Annotated in this window: 10 protein-coding genes; 4 read left to right on the top strand and 6 right to left on the bottom strand. The window is 42.5% G+C overall.

What is annotated here, in order from left to right; all coding sequences use genetic code 11:
- Positions 1 to 98 precede the first annotated feature (98 nt).
- Positions 99 to 1865, bottom strand: coding sequence for a signal peptide peptidase SppA (gene sppA, locus U3A58_RS21220; RefSeq protein ID WP_323826404.1), 1767 nt, complete (start codon positions 1863 to 1865; stop codon positions 99 to 101).
- A 71-nt stretch (positions 1866 to 1936) separates the two neighbouring features.
- Here sppA and folK point away from each other — a divergent pair, with 71 nt between their 5' ends.
- Positions 1937 to 2419: a 2-amino-4-hydroxy-6-hydroxymethyldihydropteridine diphosphokinase gene (gene folK, locus U3A58_RS21215; protein ID WP_323826403.1), complete on the top strand. Its 483-nt coding sequence runs from the start codon at positions 1937 to 1939 to the stop codon at positions 2417 to 2419.
- A gap of 61 nt (positions 2420 to 2480) precedes the next feature.
- Here the strand turns inward: folK and U3A58_RS21210 are convergent, their stop codons facing one another.
- The 5 genes from U3A58_RS21210 to U3A58_RS21190 all read right to left on the bottom strand — a co-directional run bounded on the left by U3A58_RS21210 (position 2481) and on the right by U3A58_RS21190 (position 7859).
- Positions 2481 to 2687 carry a helix-turn-helix domain-containing protein gene (locus U3A58_RS21210; protein WP_323826402.1) on the bottom strand — a complete coding sequence of 69 codons (207 nt, stop codon included), beginning with the start codon at positions 2685 to 2687 and terminating at the stop codon, positions 2481 to 2483.
- A gap of 2 nt (positions 2688 to 2689) precedes the next feature.
- Positions 2690 to 3250: a DUF2975 domain-containing protein gene (locus U3A58_RS21205; RefSeq protein ID WP_323826401.1), complete on the bottom strand. Its 561-nt coding sequence runs from the start codon at positions 3248 to 3250 to the stop codon at positions 2690 to 2692.
- Between the two features lie 446 nt (positions 3251 to 3696).
- Positions 3697 to 4572: an ACP S-malonyltransferase gene (gene fabD / locus U3A58_RS21200; RefSeq protein WP_323826400.1), complete on the bottom strand. Its 876-nt coding sequence runs from the start codon at positions 4570 to 4572 to the stop codon at positions 3697 to 3699.
- 66 nt (positions 4573 to 4638) lie between these two features.
- The gene (locus U3A58_RS21195; protein WP_323826399.1) at positions 4639 to 5082 is read right to left on the bottom strand and encodes a thiol-disulfide oxidoreductase DCC family protein; all 444 of its coding nucleotides are present in this window, start codon (positions 5080 to 5082) and stop codon (positions 4639 to 4641) included.
- Positions 5079 to 7859 carry a T9SS type B sorting domain-containing protein gene (locus tag U3A58_RS21190; RefSeq protein ID WP_323826398.1) on the bottom strand — a complete coding sequence of 927 codons (2781 nt, stop codon included), beginning with the start codon at positions 7857 to 7859 and terminating at the stop codon, positions 5079 to 5081. The genes U3A58_RS21195 and U3A58_RS21190 overlap by 4 nt, the downstream gene beginning before the upstream one ends.
- Positions 7860 to 8158: 299 nt before the next feature.
- Between U3A58_RS21190 and U3A58_RS21185 the strand changes: the two genes are divergently transcribed.
- From U3A58_RS21185 to U3A58_RS21175, 3 genes are read left to right on the top strand one after another with little or no spacing between them, the layout of a single operon-like run.
- The gene (locus U3A58_RS21185) at positions 8159 to 8839 is read left to right on the top strand and encodes a succinate dehydrogenase cytochrome b subunit (protein WP_323826397.1); all 681 of its coding nucleotides are present in this window, start codon (positions 8159 to 8161) and stop codon (positions 8837 to 8839) included.
- Positions 8840 to 8852: 13 nt separating this feature from the next.
- Positions 8853 to 10787, top strand: coding sequence for a fumarate reductase/succinate dehydrogenase flavoprotein subunit (locus tag U3A58_RS21180; RefSeq protein WP_323826396.1), 1935 nt, complete (start codon positions 8853 to 8855; stop codon positions 10785 to 10787).
- A gap of 29 nt (positions 10788 to 10816) precedes the next feature.
- Positions 10817 to 11566 carry a succinate dehydrogenase/fumarate reductase iron-sulfur subunit gene (locus U3A58_RS21175; RefSeq protein WP_323826395.1) on the top strand — a complete coding sequence of 250 codons (750 nt, stop codon included), beginning with the start codon at positions 10817 to 10819 and terminating at the stop codon, positions 11564 to 11566.
- The last annotated feature ends 168 nt before the right edge of the window (positions 11567 to 11734 follow it).

Below are 11734 nucleotides of genomic sequence, written 5' to 3'. Positions count from 1 at the left end.
CCAAAGAAGCGCTGGATGAAGATGATGTCGATAGGGCGTGGCTGATATTGCTTCAAGGGATATAAATAAAAAAAGCGGCCTGAGCCGCTTTCCTTTCCTTACTTTATAATGATTTCCTGTGGCATTCGCACTTGCACCCCTTCATAGGATTTTAGTTTTTCTACCTGTTTGTAGATATAGTAATTTGATCCCAATTCACTCTGAATTAGTTTGATTTGGACGCTTTTCCCGAAGTCCTCCATGATAGTTTCAAACCATGGTTTTTTGGTAGGATAATAGACTACTCGATAGTCATCTTCTGCACCAATTCTAGCTGCAGCGATTTCAATGGTCGTATTCAATCCGCCCAATACATCAACTAAGCCTCTTTCTTTGGCTTGGTTTCCAGTCCAAACTCTACCAGAAGCAACTTCCTTTACCGCTTCAGTACTCATTTCTCTACCTTCAGACACTCTGGCTATAAAAGTTTCATAGCCATCTTCTACGGTGTTTTGGATGATGGATCGCTCCACATCAGTCATTGGTCTGGTTACATTCATAAAGTCAGAAAGCTCACCTGTTTTTACCACATCGATAGTGATACCTAAGTGGTCATTCAATAATTCCTGAGCATTGAACATCAAGCCGAAAATCCCGATTGAACCTGTGATGGTATTCGGCTGTGCAACGATAGTATCAGCAGGAGCGGAAATATAATACCCTCCAGAGGCCGCTACTTCGCCCATGGACACATATACCGGCTTTACTTTTTGTGCTTCGGACATTTCTCTCCAGATCACCTCAGAAGCGACTACAGATCCTCCTGGAGAATTCACACGAAGTATGATCGCTTTGATGTTGTCATCTTTACGTGCCTTTCTTATTTCTTTTGCAAACTTTTCTGAACTGATCACCCCATCTGCATCACCACCAACTATCTCACCTTCTGCGATGATCACGGCTATTCTATTTGAGGAAGTGATGTTTTTAGATTTTACTGTTTTGTTGAGGTCAGTCACATTGATGGTTTTAATATCGTCATCCTGATCGATTCCAAGCTTATCTTTGAGTTTGGACAGCACCTGATCCAAATAAAGCAGTTCTGTAGCCAAGCCATAGCTCACTGCGTCTTGTGGCTTGCGAACTAACATCAGTTCATTGATTTTCTTCAAACTGTCATAGGCTATTCCTCTTGATTCAGAGACGCCATGCAGTGCAAACTGATTCATATCATCCAAAAATGACTGGGTTTGTAATCTAGCTTCAGGGCTATTTTTTTCTAGGATAAAAGGCTCTACGGCAGATTTGAATTCACCTACGCGGAAAATTTCAGGTTTCACGCCGACTTTCTCAAAGAGACCTTTGAAGAAAATACCCTCAGAAGAAAATCCGTTGAATTCTATACCTCCTAAGGGATTCAGATAAATCTCATCTGCAACTGAGGCAATGAAATAGCCTCCTTCTGTATAGGCTTCGTCGTAAGCTACGATGAATTTGCCTGAAGTTTTGAAGTCTAGCAGCGCCTCACGGAGTTCATGCAAGCTCGCTTGTCCGGCAAACACCAGTCCTGTATTTAGGTAGATGCCTTTGATATTTTCGTTGGTTTTTGCCTCGCCAATGGCTTTTTTGAGGTTGATGAGACCGGCATTGAATTCCTGCCCGAAGGGGTTTCCAAACCTAGAAAGATCCAAATCATCTTCAGATGTGCGCTCCACGATAGTTCTACCGTTGAGATCTAAGTGCAATACTGAGTTTTCACTCACTTTTACTTCTTCGTTTCCTGAAGCGGCAAGAATGCCGATCAAGCCAAACATAAGAAGTACACTCAGTATGCTGAAAACAAAAAGACCGACGATCACCGCCAGTACATTTCCTAAGAATTTCATAAGCTAAATTATTTGAAGCCGCAAAATAACTTAATTTGAGGCATGTTTACAAAAGCAATTATAAGCTGAAAATGTTTGAGAAAGCAGTATTGATTTTGGGAGGAAATAGGGGTGATCGAATTAGCCTTTTAAAATTAGCTGTGGAGGCTGTTTCGGAATTAGGGCAAGTGACATTGAAGTCAAAGATTTATGAGACAGAAGCATGGGGAGGTGTGGCCAAAGGGCCTTTTTTGAATCAAGTTCTTGAAATCAAAACGAAATTCTCGCCTGCTGAACTCTTAGCTTTTACACAAAAAATCGAAACAGACCTAGGAAGAAAAAGGGAGGAGCACTGGGGAGATAGGACGATGGATATTGATATTATTTATTTTGGAGACAGTATAATTGATACTCCTGAACTTAGAATTCCTCATCCTTTTTTAGCAGAGCGGAAATTTGTTCTAGTCCCGCTTGCGGAAATTTTGCCTGACTTCAGGCATTCTGTCTTTGGGAAAAGTAGCTTGGAGATGTTGGCCGAATGTGACGATAGGAGTGAGGTGAGTGAATCTTCTTAGTAGAAGGTATGGTTATCTTCCTGGCTTTTGCACAGCTGTCTTATCAATACAATAATCGGAATTATTCATTTTCGAATTCCAAGATGTCTCCTGGCTGACAATTCAATACCTCGCAAATTGCTTCCAATGTACTAAAACGGATAGCTTTTGCTTTCCCTGTTTTTAGAATTGAGAGATTCGATAGCGTTAACCCTACTTTTTCTGAAAGCTCATTCAATGACATTTTTCGCTTAGCCATCATTACATCCAAGTTTACAATTATGGGCATAGCTAGACGGTAAGGTCGTTTTCAGATTGAATCTCAACCCCTCTTTTTACGATCTGCGCGATGACCATGAGAATGACTGCAATGAAAATCCAAACATCACTTCCGGAAATATGCAGGGAATTCATGTCTGCTGATGGTGACAGTCCCTGAGCAGTGAGCCAATCTGAATATTTAAAACCTGCATGTGAAAACAAACCAATTCCTAAAGACAAATAAGATAGATTTAAAATAAAGCCTCTTAATTCCATACTGAATGGCTTTTGGAAGTCCAGCGTTTTTTCTGAGAATAATTTCACGATAAGGTAAAACATCGTTGATTTAAGTATTGCTACAATGCTCATCACCAATGTGATTACTATGAAATAGCCTTTGTCAAAGTCATAGATACTGGAAAGATAATCAGCTCCTTCCCAGAAATTCTTCACACCTCCATGATTAATGAACAGCGTGATGATTGTGTGGACGATGATGCCACCGGCATCAATACATAGTCCGATAAATATGATCCAAGAGAGAAGCTGCAATACCAGCAAGGTATGATTTGTTGTGATTTTGATTTCCATGAGTTAGCCAGTTTTATTATATGGCATAAATATCAATTAAAATTTATTGATAAACAATAAAAAAGAGTTGATAAAGGGGAAATATTTCAGAAGTATATTCTCACTCTTATAGGATACTGCAGGTGTGTGCCTATATCAGTGGATTAATGGAATCATAAGCTAAAATCAGCTTGACATTTCGCTCTTTCTGAGCTATTACCCCGGCCTATCGAGCGGGGCTTGGGTATCTAGGTCTTTCAGCTCTTTTAGGATTGGAAACTGAATTATCTAGCTGCGCTCTCTGTGTAAAGCTCTGTGANCGAGCGGGGCTTGGGTATCTAGGTCTTTCAGCTCTTTTAGGATTGGAAACTGAATTATCTAGCTGCGCTCTCTGTGTAAAGCTCTGTGACCACATCGGTAAAATATGCATCCAAAACAAAACCCGCTTCTGAGAGCGGGTTTCGTATTTATAGACCTGACACTTCAGCTTCAGGATGTATTTTTTTGACTAAGCCCTGGAGAACTTTTCCTGGCCCACATTCTACAAACTCTGCGGCTCCATCAGCAACCATGTTTTGAACAGATTGAGTCCATTTAACCGGAGCAGTGAGTTGTGCGATCAAATTAGCTTTTATTTCTGCTACATCCGTCACAGCGGTCGTACTCACATTTTGGTAAATTGGGCAGCTGGGCTCTTGGAAGGTAGTTGCTTCGATGGCGGTCTGTAATTTTTCGCGAGCTGGCTCCATTAGTAGAGAGTGAAACGCTCCTCCTACAGGAAGAGGCAGCGCACGCTTGGCACCAGCCTCTTTCATCTTTTCGCATGCGATCTCAATTCCTTTATTTGAACCAGAAATCACCAATTGGCCAGGACAGTTATAGTTGGCAGGAACCACTATTTCATCTGTGATAGATGCGCAAATTTCTTCCACTTTCTCATCAGAAAGTCCCAAGATTGCGGCCATAGTTGATGGGTTGATCTCACAGGCTTCTTGCATAGCAAGTGCTCGCTGATATACCAGTTTAAGGCCATCTTCAAAGGCAAGAGTACCATTGGCAACCAAAGCAGAAAGCTCCCCAAGAGAATGACCTGCGACCATGTCTGGCGCGAAATCAGGTGTTGTTTTCGCCAAAATCACCGAATGAAGAAATACAGCAGGCTGCGTTACATTGGTCTGCTTCAGCTCCTCAGCGCTTCCTTCAAACATGATGTCGGTGATCCTGAAACCTAAGATTTCATTTGCTCTCTCAAATAATTCCTTTGCTTGAGGATTTTCTTCATAAAGTGCTTTTCCCATTCCTGGGAATTGGGCGCCTTGGCCCGGGAAAACAAATGCCTTCATTAACTAGTGTTGTTTTGTTCAAGGCAAATATAAGCCTTTTCCTAAAGTCGGCTTCTAGGTAAGGTGTTAGGAAGGAAGCTTTATGCCTGTTTGGGAAACGGTTTCTTTTGAGAGAAACTTTGCTCTTTCGGCTGGAGTTGGGAGTCGGCAGGTATTTTTCTTACCAAACCAGCGGTAGCGGTTACTACCGATCCAATTGTAGATAGGATCCCGAAGGAATTTTGGCAGGAAAATAAGTGGGTATAGAGCTGGCGAAAGCCCGGATAAGTTTCTGGCTATTTTTAGTGCAGCGGTACTTTTGTAATAGATTTCCCCTTTTTCCAATAGAACAAGTGAATCCAGGTAATTTTCTCTTACCTCAAATAGAGAGAGAACCTTTTTGCTTAAATCCTCCTGCAACGCTCCCACTAAGAAGTGATCATTTTTATCTCTTTGGATCACAAAATCAATGGAAGCATTACAGAGGTTGCAAACCCCATCAAAGAAAATGATGGATTTTAGATGTGTCATCTAAGAAGTTGAATCGTTCCCTTCAGGCTTCGTTCCTTTTGAGCTGGATCGAGTACGTCGAATACTACATTGCCAGAGTAATAATAGGTGCCAGCCGGCAAGTCGTTTCCGTTTTTGTCTCTTCCATCCCATCGGATGTAGATGTCGTTTTCTGCGGATTCAAGGCTATTGTAGGAGAATACCTCTACTCCCCATCGATTGACGATAAAGATGTCAACTCCGAGTACAAATCTTGGACATTGCACAAATGGATTGTCAAAGGCCATAAAAGTCTCATTGATACCATCACCATTTGGAGTAAATGCATTCGGCAGATTGTAGCTTGGGCAATTGTCCACACAGACAATATTGCTAGGCTCAGATTCATTGCCAGATCTGTCAATGGCTGTAATGTAATAACATCCACGATAGGTGGTCAGATCACGAATAATTGTGGAAAGATTCAGTGATGAAAGCGTTGCAATCAATTCAAACTGACTTTCCTCTCCCTCAGAGGTATAGTATAATTTATACCCACTCAATTCGTCATCGCATTCTCCTGTAAAGTCTGGAGTCCAGCTTAAGTCATGCTCATAAGTAGAATTGCTGCAAGGGAGCTCCGCAAGATAGGCAGAGCATTCCGGTCCTTCGAATGTCAACACAGGAGGGCAAGGCAAGCGATTATCATCAGGCTTAGCACAGACGATTTGAGATTTGTTTTCCAAAGGATATACAAGTCCTGCTACGTTGTAGGAACCTTTAGTAATCACATAGTAGCAGTATTCTATTTCTTTTTCAAGTGGTACACCATTGAAGCTGCCATCGTCCAAATAGCTGAAGCCTTCAGTGGTTACATCGACTTCAGCGATTTTCACAAAAGTAGTCTCGTCTGCGGCTACAGCATCGGTTCTGTTTCTATAGACTTCGTGTTTGTATTGGCTCACAGAATTGTTCCATGGTACGGTAAATTGCCAATTCACCTCAATCGCCTCATTGATAATCGTGAGGTCTGTCCAGACAGAAGATGCTTTGGAAGAGGTGTCTATTTTTGTGTTTCTGTCAAGTAAAACCACTTCATAATTGTAAACAACATTTCTTGTATTCAATCCTGTGTCGGTGAATAGGGTGTCTGAAGTAACCCCCAAAGACACTTGTCCTGCATCACCAGTGAAGCCAGTGCTTCGCAATAATTCGTAGCTGTATGGGCCAGGAAACTGCACTTTGTCTATATCATAGGGCGGTGTCCATTTTACAAAAATCTCCCCTGCTGTTAGGTCTGTCTGCTCTATACTTACATTGGTAATGATAGGTACATCCACATCGATGGTGACACAAATCTCCTCAGATACTATGCTTTCCCCGGCTCTCGGATTAGGATAGGCGGCTACCAGTCTATAGCAATAGGTGTTTCCCGGAGCTAAACCTTCTCCACCATTTGTGTCGAGAAAATCCATAGTCTGCATGGTGGTAGTTCCGATCAACTCATAGCCTGCTCGGATTCCTGTCTCGCAACTATCGGGCTGATACGGGTCAGAATTGATCCTTCTCCAAATCTGCATTTCACTAGCGGAGTTACCGCAAACGTATGGATCCCAATTCAATTCCACTGTTCTACCTGGCATTTGTTCTATCTGATCGAAGATAGGAGGAGGTCCAACTACCTTGATTCTCCAAGTTTTGATATCTACCAAAGCAGGTCCTGAGCTTGGTTGGTCGGTGATCCTTACTCTCACTTCATATTCTCTAGCTCTCACATGATTGCAGACGGTTTGCCAGTTGAAGTTGACAATGCCTGGGGTTGGCTGATATTCACTCTCCGGGGAATATGTGGCTGGAGAGGTGGTTATTTCTATAGGTTCGCCAAAGACTTCGATTTTGATAGGATCACCATCTGGATCTTGGCCTTGGATGATTTCTTCTATTTTTGTTCCTGCTATCACACAAAGATCTGGTGGCAAAATCAACTCGGGTCTTCTATTATTTGAGTTTTCAATGATGATTTGCATGTCTCTGACCACGCTGCCAATTAGTTCCCATTTGCCATTAAGTTTTCGGTATTCATTAATTCTAAATGCTACGTTGAATTGTCCGGCAGTCCCTGGAGCATCCCAGATCAAATCTCCGGTAAGTGGATTTAAAGTTAGAAATGCCGGGGTAGTACCATCTTCCTGGCTGAAACTGAATTCTGCAGAAGCAGGGCTTCTATAGTTATTAACCGGACGTTGGAACTGCTGCTTAGGGATGTCCATCACATAAGCCAAGCTATCGCCATCAGGATCATAAGCGCCAGGATTGTGAATGTATCGCACGTTTACGGCTCCATTGTCAACTGGTGGAATAGTCAGTACTGGAGAGTTGTTTACCCCTACAAATGGATCTATCGTAATGGTAGTTTCTACATAAAAGGGTGTATCTACCGAATTGTCCATATTCAGCGTCCGGTCGTTTCGGTTGAATTCCTGAAAACGGATCGTGTACGTGCCTGGCCCTTGAAAGGTGTGTGTGATGACAAAAGTGTTCTTCTCAATCTGGTTTCCCAGGTTTTCTACGGTATTAAAATCACTCTCAGTATTCAGACCATCTACGATTCTACCATCTCCAAAATTGATTTCCCCGGGGCCAAAAATCACATTTGAACGCGTATCGGTGTACCCTACCACTGTGATTTTATAGGTCAGGTTTTGAACAGAAACCCGCTCGGCGATGATTTCACCGGCCCTAATGTGTGTAGCCCAAGCTTGAGAGATTCCTGCAATCAGCAAGAATAGAAAAAGTCCTAGAGTGATTTTCAGCTTCATATTGGTCAAGTTCATTAGTAAGGAGAAATAGAATGTACGAATTTATCCTGTTTTAAGGTTTTAGCTTACATTTTCTTCCTATACGAAATAAACGGAAGTACGTAGAAAATCCGCGCAAAATCAAACATTAAATCTGTTCTTATAGTTATGAACGCAGCAAATTCGTCCAGAAGCAGGATCTATTTAGAACTGATTAAAATAAGGGAAGTGTTTTTGAATGGATTGTTTGCTACTTGTTCCAAATGTAAATTTGGCACTATTAATCAAAGATTTCGTTTTAATCTAATCACAAAAATTGTATGAGCTGGGTTACAAAAACCTTGAGTAGCACAATAGGCAGGAAATTGATCATGGCATTGACCGGACTTTTCCTGATCCTGTTTTTGACGGGCCACGTATCGGGTAATTTACTGTTGTTCAAAAATGATGGGGGAGAGGCATTTAATATTTATGCCAAATTCATGACCACTAATCCCGCAGTAAAGCTTCTCTCTTACTTGACTTATATTTCTATCATTGGTCACGTGATATTTTCTATTTGGCTTTCGAAGAGAAACAAAGCTGCTCGTCCCATTGGATATGGCGTCTCTACTCCTCCTTCTACCACGGTTTCATCCCGTAACATGGGGATCTTGGGAACTATCATTTTGATCTTCATCGTGGTTCACATGCAGAGCTTTTGGGCTCAGATGCACTGGGGAGATCTTCCTATTGTGACTTATGGCGGCGAAGAATACAAGAATTTGTTTAAGATCGTGACGTTTGCATTTCAGAATGAGCTGATGGTGATCGGATACGTAGTAGCGATGGCATTCTTGGCATTTCACCTTTCTCATGGCTTTGCCAGTGCATTTCAGACATTGGGATTGAACCATCAGAAATATTCTCCAGCTATAGCGGTGATCGGCAAAGTCTATTGCATCCTGGTTCCGGTTCTTTTTGCCAGCATACCAGTTTATATCTATTTCACACAGAGCTAATCAATAGTCCCCTATGATACTAGATTCAAAATCCCCAATAGGCCCTTTAGCCGAAAAGTGGACTAAACATAAGTTTAACAGTAAGCTGGTCAACCCGGCAAACAAAAGGAAATACGAGGTAATTGTAGTGGGAACTGGTCTTGCCGGAGCTTCTGCCGCTGCTTCATTGGCAGAATTGGGCTATAAAGTGAAAGCATTTTGCTTTCAAGATAGTCCACGCCGAGCACACTCTATCGCTGCGCAAGGAGGAATCAACGCTGCTAAAAACTACCAGAATGATGGTGACTCGGTTTACAGACTTTTCTACGATACCATCAAAGGTGGTGATTACCGCTCTCGTGAGTCCAATGTTTACCGTCTGGCAGAAGTTTCAGTAAATATTATTGACCAGTGCGTGGCTCAGGGTGTTCCTTTTGCCAGAGAATATGGCGGATTGCTTGCCAATCGCTCATTTGGTGGAGCGCAGGTTTCGAGAACTTTCTACGCTAGAGGCCAAACTGGGCAGCAATTGCTATTAGGAGCTTATTCTGCATTAAGTCGTCAGGTGGCAAATGGTAAAGTGAAACTTTATCCTCGTACCGAAATGATGGACGTCGTGACTATCGACGGCCATGCCAGAGGTATTGTGACTAGAAACCTGATCACCGGAGCTATAGAAACTCACGCTGCTCATGCAGTACTACTTTGTACTGGTGGCTACGGAAACGTATTTTTCCTTTCTACCAATGCGATGGGATCGAATGTGACTGCGGCTTGGAGAGCGCACAAGAAAGGTGCTTATTTCGCTAATCCTTGCTACACACAGATTCACCCTACTTGTATTCCGGTATCCGGAGATCATCAGTCCAAATTGACTTTGATGTCTGAGTCACTGAGAAACGACGGTAGAGTTTGGGTTCCAAAAACAAAAGAGATTGCTGCGAAGCTTCGCAAAGGAGAAATCAAGGCAAAAGATATCAAGGAAGAGGACAGAGACTATTACTTGGAGAGAAAGTATCCATCTTTTGGTAACCTTGTTCCCCGTGATGTAGCCTCAAGAAATGCTAAGGAAGTTTGTGATGAAGGGCTGGGAGTAAATGAAACCGGAGAAGCTGTGTTCCTTGATTTTCGTGATGCAATCAACCGCGACAGCGAGGCTGCGATCCGCGCTAAATACGGTAATTTGTTTGACATGTATCAGCAGATCACCGGTGAGAATCCTTACCAGACTCCAATGAAGATTTATCCAGCGGTGCACTACACTATGGGTGGGCTTTGGGTTGATTATAACTTGTCAACAACTGTTCCTGGGCTTTATTCTCTGGGAGAGGCGAACTTCTCGGATCATGGAGCAAACAGATTGGGAGCTTCCGCTTTGATGCAAGGATTGGCAGACGGGTATTTCGTAGTTCCATACACTATCGGTGATTACTTGGCACAAATAGGGCCAAGCCCGGTAGATACCAATCATCCGGAATTTGCGAAAGCAGAAAAAGGAGTGAAGGATGCTATCCAAAAGTTGTTGAGTATCAACGGTACTAAAACGGTTGATTATTTCCATAAAAAGCTTGGACTCATCATGTGGAATAACTGTGGAATGGCTAGAAATGAGGAAGGATTGACGAAGGCCAAAGGAATGATTCAGGAGCTTAAAAAAGAATTCTGGTCAGATGTAAAAGTTCTTGGGGCAAATGAAGAATTGAACCAGACGTTGGAAAAAGCAAGCCGAGTAGCTGATTTCATAGAGCTTGGAGAATTGATGGTGGACGACGCATTGAATAGAAACGAGTCTTGTGGCGGACACTTTAGGACAGAATCTCAAACTCCAGAAGGAGAGGCACTCAGAGATGACGAAAACTATGCATACGTGGCTGCTTGGGAGTTTATGGCAGAGAATGCTCCTGAAACATTGCACAAAGAGCCGTTGGTTTTCGAAAACGTGAAGCTGACTCAGAGATCTTACAAATAAATTCAAGACTTAATTCATAGCTATTAATTATGAAACTGACATTAAAAATATGGAGACAGAAAAACGCCAGCGATAAAGGCGGTTTTGTCACCTATCCTATAGATGGTATTTCCACAGACATGTCATTCCTAGAAATGATGGATGTCTTGAATGAAGAACTTGCAATAAAAGGAGACGATCCAGTTCACTTTGATCATGATTGCCGCGAAGGTATTTGCGGTATGTGCTCACTTTATATCAATGGCCATCCACATGGTCCTCAGCAGACTACGACCTGTCAACTTCACATGCGTTCCTTCTCTGATGGAGATACCATCACGATTGAGCCGTGGAGAGCTGCAGCTTTCCCAGTCGTGAAAGATTTGGTCGTTGACCGGGGAGCATTTGATAGAATTATCCAGGCAGGTGGTTATGTATCTGTGAATACAGGTGGCGTCCCTGACGCAAACGAGATACCTATTCCAAAGAGAATTGCTGATGAAGCATTTGATTCGGCGACATGCATAGGCTGTGGAGCTTGTGTAGCTGCATGTAAGAATGCTTCTGCAATGCTTTTCACCTCTGCGAAAATCTCGCAGTTGGCATTGTTACCACAAGGACAAGTAGAAAGAATGTCTAGAGCAGAGAAAATGGTAGCCCAGATGGATGAAGAAGGTTTTGGGGCTTGCACCAATACGGGTGCCTGCGAAGCAGAATGTCCTAAAGGCATCAGCTTGACCAATATAGCCCGAATGAACAGAGAGTATTTCTCTGCTTCTCTTAAGAGTGAGAATATATAATTGAATCTAAGAATTCATATAGAATAGAAAAAGCCGGCGAGAGTCGGCTTTTTTTGGTTTGGGGGGAATACAGGGGGGAGTTGCGTATATCTTTTCTATATGCATATATACGCAACTGTTAGAATTTGGAGATTAAACCTTAAAACAGGAAGGAATTCCAGAAAGTTG

Source organism: Algoriphagus persicinus (assembly GCF_035156415.1).
Classification (GTDB): domain Bacteria; phylum Bacteroidota; class Bacteroidia; order Cytophagales; family Cyclobacteriaceae; genus Algoriphagus; species Algoriphagus persicinus.
This window is presented reverse-complemented; position numbering and strand designations above follow the sequence as displayed.